This window comes from Streptomyces corallincola, from assembly GCF_019104725.1.
Classification (GTDB): domain Bacteria; phylum Actinomycetota; class Actinomycetes; order Streptomycetales; family Streptomycetaceae; genus Streptomyces; species Streptomyces corallincola.
The window spans coordinates 1-22,889 of the sequence record NZ_JAHRXF010000066.1; the positions used below are offsets into that span (position 1 = coordinate 1).

At 74.1% G+C, this 22,889-nt stretch carries 16 protein-coding genes; 6 read left to right on the forward strand and 10 right to left on the reverse strand.

Annotated features, from left to right (window positions below):
- Nucleotides 1-129: 129 nt before the first annotated feature.
- Together sthA and KUM39_RS26530 are read right to left on the reverse strand one after the other, a co-directional pair.
- Entirely contained in the window at nucleotides 130-1,536 is a 1,407-nt protein-coding gene (sthA, locus tag KUM39_RS26525) for a Si-specific NAD(P)(+) transhydrogenase (protein WP_217788315.1), read from the reverse strand.
- Nucleotides 1,537-1,656: 120 nt separating this feature from the next.
- On the reverse strand, nucleotides 1,657-1,878 hold the full coding sequence (locus tag KUM39_RS26530; protein WP_217788316.1) for a hypothetical protein: 222 nt from the start codon (nucleotides 1,876-1,878) through the stop codon (nucleotides 1,657-1,659).
- Between the two features lie 356 nt (nucleotides 1,879-2,234).
- On the opposite strand from KUM39_RS26530, the gene KUM39_RS26535 reads away from it, so the two are divergent.
- A complete protein-coding gene (locus KUM39_RS26535; protein WP_246620771.1) occupies nucleotides 2,235-4,244 on the forward strand; it encodes a glycoside hydrolase family 15 protein in 2,010 nt (669 codons plus the stop codon).
- Between the two features lie 75 nt (nucleotides 4,245-4,319).
- Here the strand turns inward: KUM39_RS26535 and KUM39_RS26540 are convergent, their stop codons facing one another.
- Both KUM39_RS26540 and KUM39_RS26545 read right to left on the reverse strand, forming a co-directional pair.
- Complete coding sequence (locus KUM39_RS26540) at nucleotides 4,320-7,058, reverse strand: SpoIIE family protein phosphatase (RefSeq protein WP_217788317.1); 2,739 nt, start codon at nucleotides 7,056-7,058, stop codon at nucleotides 4,320-4,322.
- Between the two features lie 28 nt (nucleotides 7,059-7,086).
- The gene (locus KUM39_RS26545) at nucleotides 7,087-9,621 is read right to left on the reverse strand and encodes a SpoIIE family protein phosphatase (protein ID WP_217788318.1); all 2,535 of its coding nucleotides are present in this window, start codon (nucleotides 9,619-9,621) and stop codon (nucleotides 7,087-7,089) included.
- A 614-nt stretch (nucleotides 9,622-10,235) separates the two neighbouring features.
- Between KUM39_RS26545 and KUM39_RS26550 the strand changes: the two genes are divergently transcribed.
- Entirely contained in the window at nucleotides 10,236-11,717 is a 1,482-nt protein-coding gene (locus KUM39_RS26550; RefSeq protein WP_217788319.1) for a hypothetical protein, read from the forward strand.
- A gap of 258 nt (nucleotides 11,718-11,975) precedes the next feature.
- Here KUM39_RS26550 and KUM39_RS26555 read toward each other — a convergent pair whose 3' ends face one another.
- Both KUM39_RS26555 and KUM39_RS26560 read right to left on the reverse strand, forming a co-directional pair.
- On the reverse strand, nucleotides 11,976-12,275 hold the full coding sequence (locus KUM39_RS26555) for a YkvA family protein (protein WP_217788320.1): 300 nt from the start codon (nucleotides 12,273-12,275) through the stop codon (nucleotides 11,976-11,978).
- A 27-nt stretch (nucleotides 12,276-12,302) separates the two neighbouring features.
- A complete protein-coding gene (locus KUM39_RS26560) occupies nucleotides 12,303-13,502 on the reverse strand; it encodes a hypothetical protein (protein WP_217788321.1) in 1,200 nt (399 codons plus the stop codon).
- A gap of 55 nt (nucleotides 13,503-13,557) precedes the next feature.
- On the opposite strand from KUM39_RS26560, the gene KUM39_RS28460 reads away from it, so the two are divergent.
- The gene (locus KUM39_RS28460) at nucleotides 13,558-13,968 is read left to right on the forward strand and encodes a hypothetical protein (RefSeq protein WP_246620772.1); all 411 of its coding nucleotides are present in this window, start codon (nucleotides 13,558-13,560) and stop codon (nucleotides 13,966-13,968) included.
- Nucleotides 13,969-14,051: 83 nt separating this feature from the next.
- On the opposite strand, the gene KUM39_RS26570 is transcribed toward KUM39_RS28460, so the two are convergent.
- Together KUM39_RS26570 and KUM39_RS28465 are read right to left on the reverse strand one after the other, a co-directional pair.
- Nucleotides 14,052-15,416, reverse strand: a complete 1,365-nt coding sequence (locus KUM39_RS26570; RefSeq protein ID WP_217788322.1) for an FAD-dependent oxidoreductase — start codon at nucleotides 15,414-15,416, stop codon at nucleotides 14,052-14,054.
- Nucleotides 15,417-15,574: 158 nt separating this feature from the next.
- Nucleotides 15,575-17,224 carry a C40 family peptidase gene (locus KUM39_RS28465; protein ID WP_246620773.1) on the reverse strand — a complete coding sequence of 550 codons (1,650 nt, stop codon included), beginning with the start codon at nucleotides 17,222-17,224 and terminating at the stop codon, nucleotides 15,575-15,577.
- Between the two features lie 400 nt (nucleotides 17,225-17,624).
- Here KUM39_RS28465 and KUM39_RS26580 point away from each other — a divergent pair, with 400 nt between their 5' ends.
- Nucleotides 17,625-19,745 carry a DUF1996 domain-containing protein gene (locus KUM39_RS26580; RefSeq protein WP_443732244.1) on the forward strand — a complete coding sequence of 707 codons (2,121 nt, stop codon included), beginning with the start codon at nucleotides 17,625-17,627 and terminating at the stop codon, nucleotides 19,743-19,745.
- A gap of 72 nt (nucleotides 19,746-19,817) precedes the next feature.
- Here the strand turns inward: KUM39_RS26580 and KUM39_RS26585 are convergent, their stop codons facing one another.
- Complete coding sequence (locus KUM39_RS26585) at nucleotides 19,818-20,465, reverse strand: class I SAM-dependent methyltransferase (RefSeq protein ID WP_308288251.1); 648 nt, start codon at nucleotides 20,463-20,465, stop codon at nucleotides 19,818-19,820.
- A 144-nt stretch (nucleotides 20,466-20,609) separates the two neighbouring features.
- Here KUM39_RS26585 and KUM39_RS26590 point away from each other — a divergent pair, with 144 nt between their 5' ends.
- Nucleotides 20,610-21,065 (forward strand): flavodoxin family protein, encoded by a 456-nt coding sequence (locus KUM39_RS26590; protein ID WP_217788324.1) that lies wholly within the window; start codon nucleotides 20,610-20,612, stop codon nucleotides 21,063-21,065.
- A 70-nt stretch (nucleotides 21,066-21,135) separates the two neighbouring features.
- Here the strand turns inward: KUM39_RS26590 and KUM39_RS26595 are convergent, their stop codons facing one another.
- Nucleotides 21,136-22,275 (reverse strand): PP2C family protein-serine/threonine phosphatase, encoded by a 1,140-nt coding sequence (locus KUM39_RS26595; protein ID WP_217788325.1) that lies wholly within the window; start codon nucleotides 22,273-22,275, stop codon nucleotides 21,136-21,138.
- A 194-nt stretch (nucleotides 22,276-22,469) separates the two neighbouring features.
- Here KUM39_RS26595 and KUM39_RS26600 point away from each other — a divergent pair, with 194 nt between their 5' ends.
- A complete protein-coding gene (locus tag KUM39_RS26600) occupies nucleotides 22,470-22,787 on the forward strand; it encodes a DUF6343 family protein (protein WP_246620774.1) in 318 nt (105 codons plus the stop codon).
- The last annotated feature ends 102 nt before the right edge of the window (nucleotides 22,788-22,889 follow it).

A 22,889-nucleotide genomic window follows, 5' to 3' on the forward strand; every position in this document is an offset into this window, starting at 1 on the left:
CCCCCCGGGGGGCACCGCCGCCCCCGGACCCCCGGCCCCCCCCGGACCCCCGGAGAGCCCCGCCCAGCCCCGCCGAAAATTCGCTTTCCCCCGCCCCCCCGTCCTCCTCGTCCCCTCAGTAGGACCTACTCAGTCCTCCAACCGCTCCAGTTGCCGCAGCCGGTTGGTCGCGTCCAGCGCGGCCACCTTGTACGACTCGGCCAGCGTCGGATAGTTGAAGACGGCGTCCACCAGGTAGTCCACGGTGCCGCCGCAGCCCATGACGGCCTGGCCGATGTGGATGAGTTCGGTCGCGCCCGAGCCGAAGCAGTGCACGCCGAGCAGGGTGCGGTCGGCGGGGGAGACCAGGAGTTTCAGCATGCCGTGCGAGTCCCCGATGATCTGGCCTCGGGCCAGCTCCCGGTACCGGGCGACCCCCACCTCGTAGGGGACGCGGTCCTCGGTGAGCTGGTCCTCGGTGCGGCCGACGAAGCTGATCTCGGGGATCGTGTAGATGCCAATGGGCTGGAGCTGGTGCATGCCGCCCACCGGTTCGCCGAAGGCGTGGTAGGCGGCGGCCCGGCCCTGTTCCATCGACGTCGCGGCCAGCGCCGGGAAGCCGATCACGTCCCCGACCGCGTAGATGTGCGGGACCTCGGTGCGGTAGTGCTCGTCCACCGTGATCCGCCCGCGCGGGTCGGCCGCCAGCCCGGCCTTCTCCAGATCCAGGTCGTCGGTGAGCCCTTGTCGGCCCGCCGAGTACATCACCGCGTCCGCCGGGATCTTCTTGCCGCTCTCCAGGACGGTCAGCGTCCCCTTGGCGTGCCGCTCGACGGCGGCGACCGTCTCCCCGAAGCGGAACGTCACCCCGAGATCCCGCAGGTGATAGCGGAGCGACTCGACGACCTCGCCGTCGCACATGTCCAGCATGGTGGGCCGCCGCTCCACGACCGTGACCTTGCTGCCGAGTGCCGCGAAGAAGCTGCAATACTCCATGCCGATCACGCCCGAGCCGACGATCACCATCGAGCGCGGAACCCGGTCCAGCGCGAGCACGTTGTCCGAGTCCAGGACCGTACGCCCGTCGAAGTCCACGCTGTCCGGGCGGGCCGGCCGGGTGCCGGTGGCGATGACGACGTGCTCGGCGGTGAGCAGGCGCTCCTCGCCGGTGCGGGCGTCGCGCAGCGCCACGGTGTGCGGGTCGGTGAACCGCCCGGTCCCCGAGTACAGCGCGACCTGGTTGCGGGACAGCTGACTGCGGACGACGTCCACCTCGCGGCTCACCACGTGCTCGGTACGCGCGGTGAGGTCCCCGACGGTGATGTCCTCCTTCAGCCGGTAGCTCTGTCCGTACAGATCGCGCTGGCTGAGGCCGGTCAGATAGAGCACCGCTTCGCGCAGTGTCTTGGACGGGATCGTCCCCGTGTGCAGGGAGACCCCGCCGAGCATGTCGGGACGGTCTACGACGGCGACCCGGCGGCCGAGCTTGGCGGCGGCGATGGCCGCCTTCTGGCCACCGGGTCCGGAACCTATGACGAGCATGTCGAAGTCGGGCACGCCCGGAGTCTGACAGCCCCCGGCCGCCGGACGGAAGGGCGCGGAAGACACGCGGACCGCCCACGTCGCGTCCGTGTCCCGTCCGCGCCCCCGTCGATGTCCGGTAGTGGCGCGGGCGGACTACGGCAGCAGCTTCTCGATCGCCGCCGGTCCCTCGCTCTCCAGCTTGCGGCGGGCCCAGGCCAGGTTCGCCGGGGTCACGTCCCGCCCCGTCGCCATGACCATGTCCTCGGGTGTGACGTCCCGCGACGGCGCCGAGTGCAGCAGGGCGTCCGGCGTGCAGTGGTCGTCGGACGACCTGGACTCTTCAGACCGGGACTCTTCGGGTGTGGATGTGGACATGTGGTCTCCTCCTCGGTCCGGACGACCGCATCCGTGCCGGTGCGGCCGAGAACGGCGCACATCCTTACGATTCCCCGCCCCGGCACACCCTGCATCCGGAACCCGCCCCGAGCCTGCCCCGCGCCCATCCGGAACCCGCCCGGAGCCCGCCGGAACGGTGGACCGGAAACCTCGTCCCCGGCGCCCGCCCAAGCCGCGACGAACCACTCACCCGTAAGCTGGAAAGCCCTCAGCGCCCGCCGAACCGCACCACCCGCCGAGCACCGCCCGCAAGCACCACCCCGCCGAACAGCACCGCAGAACTCCAGGGAAACCGCAGCGAGAACGGTCGCACACCCGTCCGGGAGGCCCGAGCGATGGCAGACACGCCCCACCGCAAGGACACGTCCGACACACCGGACGTACCCGACACCCGCAGGACCCCGGAATCCCCCGAGGCCCCGGAACCCGCCGAGGCCCCGGAATCCCCCGGGACCGCCGAACCCCCCGGAACTTCCGAAATCTCCGGCACCCCCCGGAGCCCCCTCCGCCCCCACGCCCCCTTCCACCGCCACACCCCGCCCCCCGGCCGCTACCTCCCCATCGCGGAGCACGGCCTCATCGGGGATCTGCGCAGTGTCGCCCTGGTCGGGTCCGAGGGCACGATCGACTGGTACTGCTGCCCCTCCTTCGACGACCCGAGCGTGTTCGCCGCGATCCTCGACGCCGAGCGCGGCGGACGCTTCGAGTTGGCCGCGTCGGTGCCCGCCCGGAACAAGCAGTTCTACTTCCCCGACACGAACGTCCTGATCACCCGCTTCTACACTGAGGACGGCGTGGGGGAGGTCCAGGACTTCATGCCGGTGGACGGCGACCGCCCGCACGAGGAGAACCGGCACCGGCTGATCCGCCGCGTGGTCTGCGTACGCGGCACCGTCTCGTTCCGCGCGCTGATCGCGCCCCGCTTCAACTACGGCGCCGACGAGCACACCGTGCACTCCCGGGACGGGCTGGTCGTCTTCGACTCCCCGGACCAGTCGCTGTCCCTGACCTCCACCGTGGTGCTGGAGAACGACGGCCGCGACGCCTGGGCCGACTTCAAGCTCGGCGAGGGCGAGACCGCCGTGTTCGCGCTCGACCAGGCGGGCGACGAGATCGCCCCGCGCGGCTGCGCCCGCGCCGAGGCCGAGCAGCAGTTCAACGCGACCGTCGCCTACTGGCGGCGCTGGCTCCAGCAGTCCCAGTACCGGGGCCGCTGGCGGGAGATGGTGCACCGCTCCGCGCTCACCCTCAAACTCCTCACCTACGCCCCGACCGGCGCCATCGTCGCCGCCCCCACCACCAGCCTGCCCGAACAGCCCGGCGGCGAGCGCAACTGGGACTACCGCTACGTCTGGGTCCGTGACGCCGCGTTCGCCGTCTACGCCCTACTCCGCCTCGGCTTCACCGGCGAGGCGGAGGCGTTCATGCGGTTCCTCACCACCCACATCAGCCCCGGTGACGGCGCCCCCTCCGGCCCGCTCCAGATCATGTACGGCATCGACGGCCGCACCGAACTCCCCGAACGCGAACTCCCGCACCTGGAGGGCCACGAGGGCGCCGCCCCCGTCCGCGTCGGCAACGACGCCGCCCAGCAGCTCCAACTCGACATCTACGGCGCCCTGATCGACTCCATCTACCTCTACGACAAGTGGGCGCAGCCCATCTCCAGCGCCCAGTGGGACGACGTGTGCCACCTCGTGGAGTGGGTGTGCGAGCACTGGGACCAGCCAGACGAGGGCGTCTGGGAGACGCGCGGCGGGCGCCGGAACTTCCTCTACTCCCGGCTGATGTGCTGGGTCGCCGTCGAACGCGCCATCCGCCTCGCCAACCGGCGTGGCCTCCCCGCCGACCTGCCCCGCTGGCGTGCCGCCCGCGACACCATCTACCGGCGCATCATGGACCGCGGCTGGTCGGAACGGCGCGGCGCCTTCACGCAGTACGAGGACGGCGACGTGCTGGACGCCTCGGTGCTGATGATGCCGCTCGCCAAGTTCATCGCCCCCACCGACCCCAAATGGCTCTCCACCCTGGACGCGCTCACCGAGGAACTCGTCTCCGACTCCCTCGTCTACCGCTACGACCCCCGGTTCAGCCCCGACGGGCTGCGCGGCGACGAGGGCACCTTCTCCATCTGCTCGTTCTGGTACGTCGAGGCGATGGTCCGCGCCGGACGGGTGGACGAAGCCCGCCTGGCCTTCGAGAAGATGCTCACCTACGCCAACCATCTCGGCCTGTATGCCGAGGAGATCGGCCGCACGGGCGAGCAACAGGGCAATTTCCCGCAGGCGTTCACCCATCTCTCCCTGATCAGCGCCGCCTTCAACCTCGACCGCGCCCTCGGCTGAGACGCCGGGCCGGGACCTCGCCGAGGCTCCCGGCCGGGACCTCGCCGAGGCCCCGGCCGAACAATTGACGGCCCGTCAGGAAAGCGGCTGCTCCGCCCAGATGACCTTGCCCGTGGGGGAGTAGCGGGTCCCCCAGCGGTCCGCGAGCTGCGCCACGAGGAAGAGGCCCCGGCCGCCCTCGTCGGTGATCGCCGCGTACCGCAGATGCGGCGAGGTGGTGGACCGGTCGGACACCTCGCAGATCAGCGTCCGGTCCCGCAGCAGCCGTACGCCGATCGGACCGCGCCCGTAGCGGATCGAGTTGGTGACCAGCTCGCTCAGGATCAGCTCGGTGGTGAAGGACAGCTCCGCCAAGCCCCACGCGTCGAGCTGCTCGCTCACCCGTGCCCGTACCTCCGCGACCGCCGCCGGATCGGACGGCACGTCCCAGGCGGCCACCCGGTCGTCCCCGAGCACCCGGGTGCGGGCCACGATCAGCGCCACGTCGTCGCGCGGCCGGTTCGGCAGCCGCTCCAGCACCGTCCGGCAGGTCTCCTCCGGCGACGCGCCGGGCGCCCGGCGCAGCGCGTCCCGCAGCAGATCCAGGCCCACGTCGATGTCCCGGTCCCGGTCCTCCACCAGACCGTCCGTGTACAGCACCAGCCGACTGCCCTCCGGCAGCTCCAGCTCCGCCGTCTCGAACGGCAGCCCGCCCAGACCCAGCGGCGGACCCGCGGGGACCTCCGCGTACTCCACCCGCCCGTCCGGGAACACCAGCGCGGGCGGCGGATGACCGGCGCGCGCCATCGTGCACCGCCGGGACACCGGGTCGTACACCGCGTACAGACAGGTCGCGCCGGTGATCGCCGCCGCGCCGTCCGCCGGGGTCTCGTCCTGGTCGATCCGCGCCACCAACTCATCCAGCAGGCCCAGGAGTTCGTCCGGCGGCAGATCCAGCGCGGAGAAGTTGTGCACCGCCGTGCGCAGCCGCCCCATCGTCGCCGCCGCCAGCAGCCCGTGCCCCACCACGTCCCCCACCACCAGCGCCACCCGCGCCCCGGACAGCGGCAGCACGTCGAACCAGTCGCCGCCCACCCCCGACTGCGCGGGCAGATACCGGTACGCGACCTCCAGCGCGCCCTGGTCCGGGAGGGTGCGCGGCAGCAGGCTGCGCTGGAGCGTCACCGCCATGCTGTGCTCGCGCGTGTACCGGCGGGCGTTGTCGATGGACACCGCCGCCCGCGCCACCAGTTCCTCCGCGAGCGCCAGCTCCTCCGCGTCGAACGGCTGCGACTTGTCCGCCCGCCAGAAGTTCGCCACCCCCAGCACCAGACCGCCCACCCGGAGCGGCACCGTGATCAGCGAATGGATGCCGTACGCCATGATCTGCGCCGTACGCTCCTCGTCCTGCGCCAGCCAGCCCGGTGCCCGGCGCAGCGCGGGTTCCACGATCGGCTGCCCGGTCGTCAGGCTCCGTGCCTGCGGGGTCGTCGCCACGAACCGGATGCGCTCGCCCACCTGATACAGCGGCGCGTCCTCGCGCACCCCGCCGCAGGCGGCCCGGCGCAGCGCCGTCCCCGGCTTCGGCTCCTCGCCCTTCAGCACCGCGTCGAACAGGTCCACGGTGACGAAGTCCGCGAACCGGGGCACCGCCAGCTCCGCGAGTTCCTGCGCGGTCCGGGACACGTCCAGGCTGGTGCCGATGCCCACCCCGGCGTCGTACAGCATGTTCAGCCGCTCCCGCGCCACCTCGGCGCGGCCGGACAGCGCGCGCAGCTCGGTGGAGTCGCGCAGCGTGGTCACGCTCCCCGGCGGGCCGCCGCGCAGGTCGGTGGGGCGCTGGTTGATCGCCAGCAGCCGGTCCTTGACCCGATGCACCTCGTCCGTCGCCACCCGCCCCGACGCCAGCAGCCCCGCCGTCTCGTCGTCCAGGCCCAGCTCCAGCACCTGCCGTCCCTCGGCGTCGGCGGGAAGGTCCAGCAGCCGCTGCGCCTCGTCGTTGGCGAGCAGCAGCCGCCCGTCGCCGCCCACGATCAGCACGCCCTCGCGGACCGCGTGCAGCACCGCGTCGTGGTGCTCGTACATCCGGGTCATCTCGGCCGGTCCGAGGCCGTGCGTCTGGCGCAGCAGACGTCTGCTGACCAGCGCGGTGCCCGCCGTGGCCAGCGCCACCGCCGCCGCTGCCGCCGCGAGCAGCAGCGGCAACTGCTGGTCGGCCGCGCCGCCCACGTGCGCGGTGGTGATCCCCGCCGACACCAGGCCCACCACCCGGCCGTCCGCGTCCCGCACCGGCACCACGACCTGCACCAGCGGCCCGATCGTCCCGTCCAGCTGCTCCACCACGGTGTGCCCGCCGAGCGCCGGGGTGATCGTCCCGACGAACTTCTTGCCGATCCGGTCCCGCTGCGGATGCGTGTACCGGATGCCGTCGGTGTTCATCACCACCACGAAGTCCACCCCGGACCCCTTGCGGGCCGCCTCCGCCCTCGGCTCCAGCACCGCCGTCGGGTCCGGTGCCCGCAGCGCCGCGGCCGTACCGGGCGCGTTGGCGAACCCCTCCGCGACCGCGAGCGAGCGGGTACGGGCCTCCATCGTGCTGTCGTGCCGCACCTGGAGCAGTTGCGCCACCACCGCCGCCGCGACCAGCAGCAGCACGATGACGACCTGGAGGACGAACACCTGTCCGGCCACACTGCGCCGCGACACCGCCGAACGGGGCACCCCGGAACCGGGGCCGCCCGGACCCGCCACGCCCCGCCGGGGACCCGGCGCCACACGCGGGTGCCCGAGCAGACGGGGCGGCCGGGTCTCCGGCCGGCCGGGCAGTCGGACCATGAGCCCATGTCTACACTGCCCGCGCCCGTCAGGCGAGGCCGTCACCCGCCCGGCCCTCCGCCCGCTCCCGCCCGCCGGTGCGCCGGGCCGCCAGCAGCAGCGCCACGTCGTCCGGCCGGTCCGCCGCCCGCCGGGCGGTCGCCGTCAGCCGGTCCGCGACCGCCCCCAGACTCCGCCCGCCGCGCCGCACGGCCGACGCACCGGCCCGCGCCAGCGCCCCGCACAGCCCCGCGATCCCGTCGTCGATGTCCGTACCCGGCCGCTCCACCAGCCCGTCCGTGTACAGCGCGAGAATGGCGTCCGGCGCCAGCCGCAGCTCCGCCACCGGATACCGCGCACCGGCGTCCACGCCCAGCACCACACCGCCCGGCAGGTCCAGCGCCACCGTCCGCCCGTCCGGCTCCCGCAGCAGCGGCGGCGGATGACCCGCACGGGCGACCCGCGCCACCCCGGTCGCCGGATCGAGCCGTACGTAGCAGCAACTGGCGAACTGTCCGGGGTCCAGGCCGATCAGCAGATGATTCGTCCCGCTCATCACCTCGTCCGGCGGCCGGTCGCCCAGCGCGAACGCCCGCACCGCGCTGCGCAGCTGGCCCATCGTGGCCGCCGCCTGCACCCCGTGCCCCTGCACGTCCCCGATCACCAGCGCCAGACCGTCCCCGGCCTCCACCACGTCGTACCAGTCGCCGCCCACGTCCATCCCCGTCGTGCCCGGCAGATAGCGGCCCACCGTCTCCACCTGCGGATGTGCCGACAGCCGCCGGGGCAGCAGCGCCTGCTGGAGCCCCCGCGCGAGCGCCGCCTCGCTGTCGTAGCGCTGCGCCTTCTCCAGCGCGTGCGCGATCAGCCCCGCCAGCGCGGTCAGCACCGTACGCTCCTCCGTGCCGAAGCCCCGCGCCCGGTCGAACCCCAGCACGCACGCCCCGACCGGCCGCCCCGACGAGATCAGCGGCAGGAACGCGCGGGCTCCCTCCTCCGCGTCCAGCGGCATGTCCGGATAGGTGGCCGCCATCTGCCGGATCGAGTCGAAGAACAGCGGCCGGCCCGCCGTCAGTGTCTCCGCGCCGGGCAGCCGCGCATCCAGCCCCACCCCGTCGAACTGCTCCAGGAACCCCTTCGGGAAACCGCTCTGCCAGGCCAGGTACAGATGCCGCTCCTGAAGCAGGTAGATCGCCAGCCGCTTGGTCCCGAAGGCGGGCAGCAGCTCCTGCATCACCACCTCCGACACCTGCCGCGCGGTCACCGCGTCCGTCAGCGCCAGCGCCAGCGCGATCGGCCTGTACGACGGAGCCCGCGCCGCCTCCGGCACCGGTTCCTCCGGCAGATGCCCCAGGTCGCGCGGATGGGCCGCCCCGTGCCCGGCGGGTGCCTCCACCCGGCTGGCCGGTACGAGCGTGCAGGTCACGAGGTCCGGACCGGGATGCAGCGACAGCGCCAGCCAGTCACCCGCCGCCGGATCGCCCTCCGGCGGCCGACGCACGTGCGCGTGCGCCGACTCCAGCGACAGCAGCGCCCCGCGCAGATGGTCGTCGTACGGGGGACCGTTCAGCCACGGCATCGCCTCGCCCAGCGGGCGCCCCACCAGCGCGGACCGCTCCCGGCCCAGCATCCGCGCGACGGCCGGATTGGCGTACACGACCGTGCCCACCCGGTCCAGGCAGAACACCCCCTGCGGCAGCAGATCCGCCGCGCCGTCGGCGGTCGCGGCGGGACCCGGAGCGCACACGAACCCGGACACCAGCCCCGGCGCCCCGCCCGTGCCGGGTTCGCCCGCCGGGCCGAGGTCCACCAGCAGCGGCGCCGCGCCCGGCGCCGGAGTCACCGCCAGCGGCGCGGGCGGCGGCTTCCCGGCCGCCGTGTCCCGCAGCGCCGACAGCAGCCGGGGCGCGTCCGCCGGGGACACCGCGTCCGCGAGCGCGGCGCCCGTCCCCTCGAACCCGTCCGGGGACAGCTCGAGCAGCGTGTGCAGCCGCTCGTCCGCGCGCACCGCCGAGGTGGCCGGGTCCCAGGTGAACCGGCCCACCCGCGTCCGCGCGGGCCGGGCGCAGGGCGGGCGTACGCACAGCGGCTCGTCCTCCCAGGTCAGCACCGTCTCGTCCCCGGCGGCCAGGGCGACCAGCTCCGCGCCGAGCCCCTGCGCGAGCCGGGCCGGCAGATCCGGGTCCGGCGACACATCCTCCCCGTCCGGCGCGGCGGCCCGCAGCACCGTGAGCACGCCCAGCGGCTCGGTACCGCCCGGCACCGGCACGTGCACCGAACCGAAGGGGAACGGCAGCCCGGCCGCGAACTGCGGATACCTGCGCACCGTCTCCGCCGCGTTCGGCAGCACCACCGGCACCCCCAGCCGGAACGCGTCCGCCACCGGGAACGGACGGCGCACGTGCAGCCGCCACCAGGGCCGGAACAACGGCCCCGGCAGCCCCACCAGCACCGCGAGACGCAACAGACCCGGCGTGCCGGTCCGCAGGTACACACCCGCCACCCGCCCGCCCGCCGCGCCGAGCGCGCCGTTCGACGCCCCGACCAGCAACTCGGCCAGCCGCCGCCCCGCACTTCCCGCCATGCCCACCTCGTTCCTCGCCACCGGGTGGATGAGACAAGGATGCGACAGAGGGGCGGGGAGGTGCATGCGGGGCAACTGCCCCCGGGCGATGTCGCGGGGCGCTGAGCTGGTGTTTCGAGGAGCGGGGTTGCGGGGTGGGCGGGGGCGTGGGTGTGCGGGTGGGGGACCTGGAAGGGGGGCGGCCGGGGGCGTGCGCGGGGAGCGCGTTCCGACCGTGCGGTGTCGGCGGACGGGGCGGGACGGTCGGCGGACTGGGTGGGACGGGAGTACCGCCGGGCCGGACGCGTGGCCCGACCGGGTCGTCGTGGCGGCGAGGGCGGCGACAGCGCCACAGCCGCCGTGGACCAGGCCAGCGCCGCGACGCCGCGGTCCCGTCGCCGGAGCACCGCGGCGCGGGGTCGGCGCGGCAGCACGACCCGCCGCCGACCGCATCCGGGCGCCGTCCGCACGGCGTGCGCCCGAGCCGGGGCGGGCCCCCGCCGCCGTACCGCGCTTCACACGTCTGCCGCATCCCAGTGGCGACCCCACCTGCTCGTTCGCCGTAATGGACGGTGTAACGCCGTGCGTCGCACACGGGGGCGCCGGTGCGACCGCACCCATCTTCTGGAGCCGAGATGAACACCCGCTCTCCGTCCCCCCGTCCCGACGACCCCACCGCGATATCCGCCGCACCAGCCACCGGCGCGCCGCAGTACGCGCCCGGTGTGTTCGGTGCCGCCGCGCCGTTCCCGGACACCGTGTCCCCGCTGTCCGACCCGGTCGCCGCCCCCTTCCCGGACACCGCCCCCGTGCACGCGGCTCCCGGTGTCTCCGGTCCCGGCGAGCCGTTCCCCGACACCGCCGCCGCCCCGGCCGCGCCGCTCGTCGGAGCCGCGCCCGCCCCGGCGGCGACCGGGGTGGCCGCGCCGTTCCGGGCGGTCGCCGCGGCCCAGTATCCGCAGGCCGACACCGGTACCGGCCGCCTCGCCGCACCGCTCCCGGATACCTCCCCGGCAGCGCCCGCGCCGACGGCCGCCGACCCGGCCCGGTACCCGGCGCCCGCCGCGCCGCCGATGCCCACCGAGGCACCCGCGCCCGCACACCCGGAGGCCGCCGACCCCGGCCCGGCCGCGCCGCGGCCGGACGCGCGGGACGGTCACGGCGATCCGCTGCACGGTCTCGTGCACGCCGCCGTCGCCGACCGCCCGCTGGAGGACGTCGTACGGCTCATCGCCCTCCTGGAACGCTCGCCCGAGCACGCGGCGGCGACCGTCGCCGCCCTGCGCGCGGCGGGCGAGGACCGGTCCGTCGAGGACGTGACCCGTCTGGTCGCGCTGCTCACCCGGCCGCCCCGCGACAGCCACAGCGCCGACGAGGCGATCCGCGCCGCCGCCGAGGTCCGCCCCGTCGAGGAGGTCGCGCGGCTGATGCAGCTGCTGCACCGCACACCGGTGGAGCCGCACTGCGGACGCGCGGCCGTCGAGGCGGTGGCCGTGCACCGGCCGGTCGAGGAGCTGGCCGAGCTGATCGCCCGGTTGTCCGCCGACCGTACGGCGCGGCAGCCCGAGCCCACCGCCCCCGAGCCCCAGCGGCCCGCCGAGGCACCGCGCCCGGCGCCGCCCGCCGAGGCACCGGACGAGGCCGCTGCCGGGACCCGCCGGACCAAGCGGCGCGGCGTCGCGGGCGTCACGGCGCCGATCCGGCTGGCGCGCGCCGCCGCCGCACTGGTCTTCCTCTGCGGTGTCGCCCACGCGCCCCGCTACTGGACGGCCCTCTCCCCGCCCGCGCTCCAGACCGCCCTGTTCGCCTCCGGGGTGTGCGTCCTGCTGGCGCTCGCCCTGCCGACCCGCGCCGTCCGTACGCGTGTCGTCGCGGCGACCGGCGCGCTGGGCTTCAGCGCGGTACTGGCCGTCAGCCAGTTCCTCGGCACCCGCCTCGGCATCCCCGAGACGGCCCGACTCCACTCCGCCGTCCTCGCCCCCTCCTGGCTCGCCGGTACGGCCGCCGCCGTCGCCGCCGTCGCCTCGCTCCTGGTCCTCGTCGCGGCCCTCGCCACGATGACCCGGCGCCGCCCGGCCCGCACCCCCGAACCCGAACCCACCCCAGCGTCCCGCTGACCCCTTCCGCCCGACGACCGGCGCCGCGCGACAGGCCTCTGCCCGCGCGGCGCCGGTCACGCGTGCCCGCCGGGCCACGAGCCGGTCCGGTGACGTGTCCGCTGGGTGACGTGCCTGCGGGGTGACGTATCTACGAGGTGACGTATCTACGGGGGGAGTGGGCTCGGCGAACCGCCCCTCGCCGGATACCTGGGGAGAGCGCTCACGGATTCAGTCGGCCCGCTCACCGGCACCCGGCACAGCCCGCCCCGGCGCCCCTCACAGCTCCTTCGGCGGGCCCTGTGTCCCCGGCGGCAGCGTCGCGCCGGTGCGCATGCTGCGCAGGGCCAGCAGCAGGACCGCGATGTCGTCCAGGTACACCGGATCGGGGAGCAGGTCGGTGGGGAGCACCAGATACAGCACGGCGCCCCAGAACACCCAGCGCGGCCCGGTGGGCAGGCCCGCGCGGCGAAGGGTGCGGCGGGCGGCGACCAGCCGTACCAGCAGCGCCACCGCCACACCGAGCAGGACGACCGCCACCACACCGGCGATCACCAGCAGGGTCGTACCGGAATCCATGCGGCCTCCCGGCCCTCGCCCCACGACTCACGACACGCCGCCGGAGTCCTTCCCCTCAGCCCCCGCGGAACTCCTGGCACCTTCGCCGCCCTCGGAGGGTGCCGTACGGGTGCCCTTGGCGGACAGCTTCAGACGCTCGAACGTACGGGTCAACTGCTGGAGCGGGGACGGGGACTTGGCCGCCTCCGCCCGCTGCTGCTGATGCGGGACGACCGGCGCGCCAGGAGTGTCCCGGTACGCGGCCAGCGCCTCGTGCGCCTGCTCGGCCGCGTCGCGGTACAGATCGCGGGAGCGGGTCATCGCCTCCAGCGCCTCGGCGTACCGCGCCACCAGCGCCCGCTCGCGCTCCAGTTGCTCCTGGAGCGTCATCAGCGTCCAATTCTCCCGCAGATCGGCCAGCGCCTCCGACAGCCCCTCGGGTGCGGGCCGCTCCAGCGCCGCGAAGTGCCGTACGGCGGCGACCAGTTCGGTAGGTTCGCCACCGTCGAGGAAGACACTGCGCACCCGGTGCTCGGCGGGGTCGTAACCCGTGGGCGCCGGGTCGGGCGGAAGCAACACCGCGCCGCCACGCGGCACTTCGACACCGAGGTCCTTGAGCGCCCAGTTCACCGCGCGGAACTGCTGCGGCGAGGCCCGGTGTTCGACCACCCGGTGCCGCAGCCCCGGCGGCAGCAGCCGGGCCAGTGGCCGACGGCCGTGCGCGTCCGGGGTCATTGCCTCGTGCACGACGAGGTTGACGCACCACGCCTGCCGGGCGGAGTCCCGCAGCAGGCGCCGCATCTCCTTGTCGTCCTCCGGCAGCGGGTTCACCCGGCGGAACCGCAGCCCCGGAACGGTCGGGTGGTAGTCCCACGCGCCGTCCGCGCCCTCGCCGGGCCCGGAATCGGGCCAGAACAGGGTCGCGGGCGAACGCCACGCGTCGTCCCAGGTGCGTTCCGCCTCCGCGACGAGCGTCCACAGCCGCTCCTCGGGACGGGCGGCGCGGGGTACGAGGGTGAGTCTGGCGCGGACGGTCACCGAGCCGTCGGGGCGCCACCGCGCCTCGAAGATCCGCTCCGGGGAGTCCTCGGGCACGGGCGGCTCGGCGAAGTCGTCGATGACCCCGCTCTCCTTGTGCCCGCCCAGGGCGCGGCGGACGACGTCCTCGGCGTCGGGACCGGTATGACGGCCCCGTGCGGCCCAGAGGGTCTGCGGGATGCTGGCGTGGTCACTGGCGGTGTTCGACATGGGCCAATCTGCTGATGGGGGCACGTGTGTCTCCCAGTATCATCGCCGGACGGCGGTGCCCGTCGCCCGGCCCCCACCCCGGCGCGCCGCCCGTACCGCCGACGCGCTGATCGTCCTGGACCGCGAGGAGATCCAGCGGGGCCGCCTGCGCCGCTACTACCGGCTCACCGGCGACGGAGTGGCCGCACTCGACGCGGAGGCCGAACGCATGACCGCGGGCGCGGACGCCGCCAGAAAGCGCATCGCCGAGGGCCGCCTCGTCGTCCTCGCCGTGGCCTGGCTGTTCGCCGCCCTCGATCTGCTCCTGCTCGCCGTGCGCGTCCTGTGGTGCTGCCCGCTGCTCGGCATCCCCCAGACCGGACGGCTGGTCGGCGGAGTCGTCGTACAGGTCGCGGCCCTGGCTCCGGTGACGGCCGGGCTCGGGCTCACTGCGGGCCGTGGTCTGCTTCGCCGCCGCCGCTCCTGAACTGCGGAAACGGGCGGTCCCGTGGTCGTACACGATGTGCGTACGACCACGGGACCACCCGTTTCGGATCAGCCCGCCGAGGCTCAGGCGCCGCTCTCGCGGAGCATGTCCTCGCGCTCGACGATCTTCACGCGCTCGCGGCCCTGCGGCTCGCCCAGGGCACGCTCGGCCGCGTCCAGGCTGTACCAGCCGTCCCAGGTGGTGAAGCGGACACCGCGTCCGGTGAGGAACGCGTCCACGGCCTCCGGGGCGGGGGAGTCCGGGGTCTGGAGGCGGTCGTGCGCGTAGTCGTCCAGCAGGTTCGACACCGTCTCGTTGGCGTCGCCCTTGGTGTGGCCGATGAGGCCGACCGGGCCGCGCCGGATCCAGCCGGTGACGTACGTGGACGCCAGGTGCTCGCCGCTCTCCTGGATCACCCTGCCGCCCGCGTCGGGCACGGTGCCGGTCTCCAGGTCCCAGGGCAGCTTGGGCAGTTTGTCGGAGAGGTAGCCGACGGCGCGGTAGACGGCCGTGACGTCCCAGTCCTTGAACTCGCCGGTGCCCTTGACGTTGCCCGTGCCGTCCAGCGCGGTGCGCTCGGTGCGCAGGCCGGTGACCCTGCCGTCCGCGCCGGTGATCTCGGTGGGCGACTCGAAGAAGTGCAGGAACAGCTTGTGCGGGCGGTCGCCGACATCGCGGATCGCCCAGTTCTCCAGCGTCTTGGCGACCATGTCGGCCTGCTTGTTGCCGCGCCGGGTCTCGATGGAGCCCGCGTCGTAGTCGATGTCCTCGGGATCGACGATGACCTCGATGGTGGGCGAGTGGTCCAGCTCGCGCAGTTCCATCGGGCTGAACTTCGCCTGCGCCGGGCCCCGGCGACCGAAGACGTGGATCTCCAGTGCCTTGTTGGCCTTCAGGCCCTCGTACACGTTCTGCGGGATCTCGGTGGGCAGCAGTTCGTCCGCCGTCTTGGCGAGGACGCGCGCCACGTCGAGGGCCACGTTGCCGACACCGAGGACCGCGACCTTCTCGGCCTCCAGCGGCCACGCGCGCGGCACGTCCGGGTGGCCGTCGTACCAGGAGACGAAGTCGGCGGCGCCGTAGGAACCGTCCAACTCGATGCCGGGGATGGCCAGTTCGCGGTCGGCCGTGGCGCCGGTGGAGAAGATCACCGCGTCGTAGAAGGCCCGCAGGTCGTCCAGGCTGATGTCGGTGGGGTAGTCCACATTGCCGAACAGGCGGATCTGCGGCTTGTCCAGCACCTGGTGGAGCGCGGTGACGATGCCCTTGATGCGCGGGTGGTCGGGGGCCACGCCGTAACGGATCAGGCCGAACGGTGCGGGCATCCGCTCGAAGAGGTCGATGGAGACGCCGGGGTCGGCGGCCACCCCGGACTTCAACAGGGCATCGGCGGCGTAGATCCCGGCGGGACCGGCTCCGACGATGGCTACCCGCAGGGGGCGCGGCATGATCAGTTCCCTTCGAGCGTGAACAAGGAGACTCGAACGGAAAGCCTAGACTAAGGCAGACCTAAGTTAGTACGCGGGTCCCGCCTATGGGGTCATAAGCGGACCTTATGGCCCCATCGCGTGCCGTCTTCATGGCCCCGCCCTCCGCCCGCGCGGGCTCACACGGGGCGGATCACCCGGTGGATCGCGGCTTCCCCGGCACCGTAGATCGACTCCTCCTGGATGGTCGAGCCGGGACCCGGCGCGTGGATCATCAGGCCGTCACCGGTGCACAGGCCGACATGGCGGTCGTCGTCGAAGAAGAGGACCAGGTCACCGGGTTCCAGCATCGCCAGGGTCACCGGGGTTCCGGCGGTGGCGAGTTGGTGCGCCGCGCGCGGGAGGGTGACCCCGGCCGCGCGCCATGCGGCCTGCGTCAGGCTGGAGCAGTCGTACGAGTCGGGGCCCGTCGCACCCCATACGCAGGGCTTTCCGAGCTGGGCGCGGGCGAAGGCGATGGCCTGGGCGACGCGGACGGCGCGGGGGTCCGGGGAGACGGACGCGTCCAGCGGGGCGGGTGCCGGAGCGGCGGGCTGTGGTCCCGGTGTTCCGGGTGCGGGCCGGGGCGCGTACTCGGTTGCGGTGGGCCGGGGTTCCGGCTGCTGGGCGGCGGCCTGCGGGTCCGGGAAGATCGCGGGGAACGAGCCCGTCTCTGCGAGGGAGTCGAAGACCGGTGCCGCGAACGCGCCGGTCTCCAGTGAGTAGGGCTCCGTCGGAAGGGTGAACGTACCGGTGTCCGAGGGGAGTTGAGTATTCGCGTACGGCGCGTAGGAGGCGTCCGGTCCGGGGAGGCTGAACGAACCCGTGTCCCCGCCCGCGAAGGGACTGACCGCCTGGACCGCCGTGAAGGAACCCGTGTCGGTCAGCGGGTCCGTGAACACCGGTGCTGTCGGAACGGGTTGGTGGACGAGCGCCGCCTGTGTGGTCAGGCGGGCGGTGTACCGGGACAGCAGGTCGCTCGCCGTGGCCAGTTTGCGCTGACTGGACGACTTACGGGCCCTCGGAGCGGCGCGTCCGGGTGCGGCTGCCGGGAGACGCGGCCCACGGAGCGAGGGGATCAGCGCGGACGGGGCGTTGGCGGACGGGGTCGGGGGAGCGGCTGCCTGCCGAACTGGTCCGCCGGGGAACGGGGTTGACGGGACGGCCGTCGTCCGGGGGAGCTGTGCGGCGGGGGCCGGCGCGGCGGGGAGCGGCAGGGGGGCGGGCTGTGCTTCGGGGCCCGGCGCGGGAGGGAACCGCGTGGCGTGGAGTGGCGGAGCGGGAAGCTGCGCTGTGGGGAGCGGTGCTGTGGGAAGTGGCGCGGGCTCTGCCGGTCGGCCGCCGGGGAGGGCGAGCATGCCCGCCCCCGGCCCCGTCCCCTGCCCCGGCCCCGTTCCGGTCAGGGGTGTGCTGTCGGCCGTGCGGGCGGGGGCGGGCGGGAGTTCGAGGCGGCCTGCGCCGCCGGACGGCAGTTCGGGGAGCTCGCTCGCGTGGGCCGGGAGTTCGTCGGCCCGGACCGGCGGGGCGTACGGCGTCTCCGGGCGGGACGGCATCCGGTCCACCGGCAGCACGGCGGGCACCGTCGGGCCCGCCGTCGCGCGGGCGGCGTCGAACCACTGGCGGGCCACCGCGTCGAGGTCGGCGTCGGGCCGCCGGGACAGCGGGACACCCCGCGAACGCCCGGCCGCCGACATGGCGCGGGTCGCGTTGTAGTTCCCCGTCGCCCTCTCGGCCCGCGCGTACAGGGAGTCGATCCGCTGCCGTACCTCTTCGGGGTTCTCCGGCGACATGGGAAGACGTGCTCCTTACTCGCCCCTGGGGGCGGGTCGGCCGACGTCCGGGCTCGTTCGAGCCCCGGTTACCGGGCACCGGGAGACGCGCTGCGCCCCGGCGGCCGGGCGGCCCGCCCGTCAACCTAGCCAACTTGTGTCACTCGTGTGAAGGTTGGCGGGTGTAATGTCCGATACATATTCGTGATGTTCGTCGCGGCGTTCGAGTGGGAAAGGGCCGCGGGCCTCGTGTTCCGCGTGCGACGGAACCAACTCGAAGCGCTCCGAGGAGAGTTCCGGGGCCGCCGATCTCCACGGGATGCCGGTAAGTTCCCGCTCCGGATGAACGCCGGGGCGCCGCCGTCCGTAAGGGGGCGGGGGAAAGCCACGCCCGACCGACGCTCCACGCAAGGGGACGACCTTGGTACGCAACAGGCGCAGACGCCCGACCGGCGCACGACGCGCGACCTTCGCAGCGGTCGCCCTGATGGTGGGCGGCGGAGGTCTGGCCGCCGTCAACGTCTACGCCTCCGCGTCCGAGGGCACCTTGGGCGGCGGCGCGGCGGTCCAGCAGGTCAAGTCCGCGCCCGGCATGGCCACGATCGACTGCCCCGACGTCGGTGCCCGCCTCACCAGCGTGCCGGGCGCGGCCCGCGCCGACGTGGACCGTGAACTCGCCGACTTGGACGGCCAGACGGCCGCCGCGTACCGCCAACTCCAGGACGCCGCCGAGTCGGTGCGCCAGGACCCCGCGTCAGCGGACGGCACGATCATGAACCCGCTCAAGGAGAAGCGGGCGGCCACCATCGGGCGGGTCGTCGCCGCACTCGAACGCGCGGGCGACAAGCCGGACGGCCTGGAGGCGATGGCCGCCTGCACCCTGCGCGCCGCCCCGGACGCCACCGGCGCCCAGAACGGCACCGCCACGGGCGCCCCCACGGACAGCGCGGCACCGGGCGGCACGGCACAGCAGGGCGACAGCGCCCGGCCGAGCGTCCCGCCGGTGCAGAACGGCGCGGGCCAGGCGGGCAACGGCCCGGTCGTCTCCGACTACGCGGCCATCGGCTCGGTCAAGCCCAACGCGCCCGCCGCCCCACAGGGGGCGGACGCCTCGCGCGGCACCTTCACCACCGAGTGCGGCGTCAACGCGGGCGGCCTGTTCAACTCCGACAACGTGATCGTCGCTCCCGGCGTCACCAACGGCGCCCACCACTTCCACGACTACGTCGGCAACCAGTCGAACAACGCCTTCGCCAGCGACGACGACCTCGCCAACGCCAAGACCAGCTGCGTCGATCAGGGCGACCGGTCCACCTACTACTGGCCGGTGCTGCGTCTCCAGAACGGCAAGCAGGAACGGGACGCGGGCGCCCCCGGAGGCGGCACCGAGGGCAACGCCGGACAGATCGTCACGCCCAAGCAGGTCACCCTGACCTTCCAGGGCACCTCGCGCGGCCGGGTCACGGAGATGCCCCGCCTGCTGCGCATCATCACCGGTGACGCCAAGGCGTTCGTGAACGGCCCCGCCAACGCCAACGCCTCCTGGAGCTGCACCGGGTTCGAGGACCGGCAGCTCAAGGACAAGTACCCGCTGTGCCCGGCGGGCAGCGACGTGGTGCGCACCTTCCGCTTCCAGAGCTGCTGGGACGGCCGCAACATCGACAGCGCCAACCACCGCACCCACGTGGCCTTCGCCGGTCCGGACGGCACCTGCGCCGAGGGGTTCCGCGCCATCCCGCAGCTCGTGCAGCGCATCGTCTACGCCGTGCCCGCGCCGAGCCTGAACGACGGCGGGCGGACCGTCCCCCTCTTCGCGGTGGACTCCTTCCCCGAGCAGTTGCACAAGCCCGTCACCGACCACGGCGACTTCATCAACGTCTTCGACGAGAAGCTGATGCGCGAGATGGTCGAGTGCATCAACTCCGGCCGCACGTGCGGCGCGAAGGGCGATTCCGGCTCCGGCGGCGACGCCACGACGGCCCCCGGCCAGGGCGCGACCGGCGCCCCGCAGACCGACGCCAGCACCTCCCCGGCCGGGCAGCCGACCAAGGGTGCCGGTGGCAAGGGCGACGGCGGCAAGGACACCGGTGGCAAGGGCGGCGATCAGGGCTCGGGCAAGGGCGAGCAGAAGCCGGGCAAGAACGAGGAAACGCCCTCCGGAGCCACCGACCGGCCCAGCACCGACCGCCCCACCGACCAGGCGAGCACCGGACGCGGCGACGACGACACCACCAAGGCGCAGGGCGCCGGGAACGGCTCGGCCACGGGTACGGCGGCCGGTGGCGGCCAGGCCCCGGCCGCCGACCAGGCAGGCAACTCGGCTTCCGTAGAAGCGAATTCGGCCGCTCCGGCCGATCAGTCCCCCGGTGCCGCCCAGCCGCCCGTCGCCGCCCGGCCACAGGCCCCCGTCTCGCAGGCCGAGCCGCAGACCTCCGGCAGCCTCGCGGAGACCGGCGCGCAGCTCTGGCCCGCCGCGATCGGCATCCTGCTCGCCCTCTCCGGCGTGGTGGTACTGCTCCGCGCCCGGCGCATGCGCTACTGACCCGCGACCGAACGGCTGTTGACCGGGTGGACGCCCGGCGCGAGGGGACCGGCTCACCCCTCGCGCCGGGCGTCACGCCGTCGGGCGACGACAGTGCAGAAAGAGATGCGGCTCGGGTACGGCGTCCGGATGCTCCGGTCGGAACACCGCGTACTCCTCGGACAGCACCCGCAGCCCCGCACCGGCCGCCAACTCCCGGAAATCCTCGGCCCCGAAGCTCGTCACCCGCACCGGCCGCCCCATGAACTCCGCGTCCACGGACTCCACGTCGAGCGGTACGGTCGCCAGCACCGCGAGCCCACCGGGACGTAGCGCACGGGTCAACCGGGCGACGACGGAAGCCTGTTCGGCGCGGGTCATCTGGAGCAGCGAGAAGTACACGCACACGGCGTCGAACGAGGCTTCCGTCAGGGGGAGGTCACGGATGTCCGCCGACAGGAACCGCGCTCCGGGCACCTGACGCGCGGCGAGGTCCACCATCACCGGTGACACATCCACGCCCAGGACGTCGTGCCCGGCCCCGGTGAGCGCCTCCGCCGTGGGACGGCCCGTGCCGCAGCCCGCGTCCAGCACCCTGCTGCCCGGCTCCAGCCGGTCCAGCAGCCACCGCAGGGACGCGCGGTGCGCCTCGGACGCGGCGAACGCCCGCTCGTAGGCGAGCCCCAGCGCGTCGAACACCACGGCGGCCGGTGACGGCGCCCTCCCGAAGCCCTCGCCCACACCCACTCCTCCCACAGCCGATGCCCCCACCGGTCCCGTGCCCGTGTCCGTGCCGCGCATCGTCGCACCGGCGGCCCACGCCCACAATGGCGCCTCCCGCACCCCGTTTGCGGGACCCGGCGCCCACCGGGCAGGGTGGCGGACGTGCCCACGCTGCTGATCGTCCATCACACCCCGTCGCCGAACTGCCAGGCGCTGTTCGAGGCCGTGGTCGCCGGTGCGACCGCTCCCGAGATCGAGGGCGTCCGCGTGGTCCGCCGCGCCGCGCTCGCCGCCACGGCCGCCGACGTCCTGGAGGCCGACGGCTACCTCCTCGGCACCCCGGCCAACCTCGGCTACCTGTCCGGCGCCCTCAAACACTTCTTCGACCAGATCTACTACCCCTGCCTCGACGAGACCCGAGGCCGCCCCTTCGGCTACTGGATCCACGGCGGCAACGACGTCACCGGCGCCGCCCGCGCCCTCGACGCCATCACCACCGGCCTCGCCTGGCGCCCCGCCACCACCCCGCTCACCCTCACCGGCACCCCCACCAAGGCCGACACCGAAGCCTGCTGGAACCTGGGCGCCACCCTGGCGGCCACCCTGACAGCGTCCTGACGCGGCCGGGGCGCCGCCGGGAGGCCCGGGTCGGCGTCCGTCCGATCGCGGGGGCGGAGCCGCCCGGCTGTCACGACCGGGCCAGGGGCCGGGCCGTGCGGTGGAGGGCTATCAGGGCCGCGTCGTCGTCCAGCCGGCCGCCCGCGTGGGCGAGCAGATCGCGTCGCAGGTGGTGCATGAGCGCCTCCGGGGTCTCGTCGGTCCAGCGGGCGACCCGCTCGGCCAGCGGATAGAAGCGCCCCTGGTCGTCGCGGGCCTCGACGACCCCGTCGGTGTAGAGGAGCAGGGTGTCGCCGGGGGCGAACGGGAAGGCGTCCAGGGTGTGTTCGGACGACCTGTGCACACCCAGCGGCGGGGAGGGGCGCAGGCTCGGTACGGACACCGTGTGACCGGGACCGAGCAGCAGCGGCGGAGGATGCCCGCAACTGGTCAGGCGGGTCAGCCGGTCCTGGTCCGGGATCTCCACCAGCAGCGCGGTGGCGAACCGTTCGCCCAGGTCCTCCGGTGTCTCCAGCTCCGCCGCGTACCTGCTGACGCTCGCGTCCAGCGTTGCCGCCAGTTCCGTCAGCTCGACAGGGCGGTGCGCGCTCTCCCGGAACGCCCACAGCAGCAGCGCCGCCTCCCCGATGGCCGGAAGCCCCTTGCCCCGTACGTCCCCGATCAGCACCCGCACACCGCCCTCGCTGCGCGTCGCCGCGTACAGGTCGCCGCCGATCTGCGCCTCGTCCTCGGCGGCCAGGTACAGCGAGGCGATCCGCAGTGGGCCGATGCACTCGGGCAGCGGCCACATCAGCACCTGCTGCGCGGCCTCCGCGACCGTGCGGACCTGCGCGAGCTGGGCCTGCCGACGCTCCCGCACCACGCTGTAGAGCACCACCAGTACCGACAGCACGGCCAGCACCACGATCTGGAGGATGTGGTTCATCGTGCTCAGACCGCCGTGGACGACCCCGATGACCACCTGCGCGGTCACCGCGAGCGCACCCACCAGGCCAGTGGTCCGGGGTCCGGCGAACGACGGGGTCAGCGCGGGCGCGATCACCAGGGCGGGACCCAGATGGACGCTGTCCGGGGTACGCAGGTCCACCACCGTGATGACCACGATCAGCAGGACCGGGAACAGCAGCAGCGCCTGCCCCGACGGCCACGACCGCAACCGTCTCAGCACCCCCGCGCCCGCGCCCGTGCGCGTCCCACCGGCTCTCGTCATGCCTTCCAGCGTGCGCCCGTACGGGACGCCCGGCACACGGAGCGCGCACGCGACACGCCCCGGACGCACCCTGAGCAGGGCATCCCGACCGGCCCTCCGGGCTGCGGACCTCCCCGCTTTGGGCAACGCTGGAGCGGGCCGTGCGAACCGGCCCCTCCCGCCGAGCCGTCGAAGAAGGGCGTCCCATGCGTCCCATGCGTCCCCCGCGTTCCGAGCAGCACGGACAACCGCCGGTGCCTCGGCCGCGCGCGGCCGACCCCGGCGCCGAACCGGTCACCGCGCGCGGCGACCTCCGGCTGCGTCTGCTGCTCGCCGGGATCTTCCTGCCGCTGTTCGCCGCCGCCACGGCCGGGTTCTCCGTGTGGGCGGCGGACTCCGGCCCGAACGACATGCCCGGTTCCGGTCTCCTCACCGTCCTCGCGGCCGTCTGCGGCGCCCTCGCGCTGGTGGCCGCCGTGGACCTCTCGGTGCTCATCGGCCGCGCCCGCAGAGAGACCGCGCAGCCCCGGTGACCCGGTGACCCGCTGATCAGGTCGGCCCGGGCCGGTCCCACCCCCCCACCCCCGCGTACGGGGAGGCGTGGGGGCCGGGCGCGGGGTGGCTGCTGGACACGC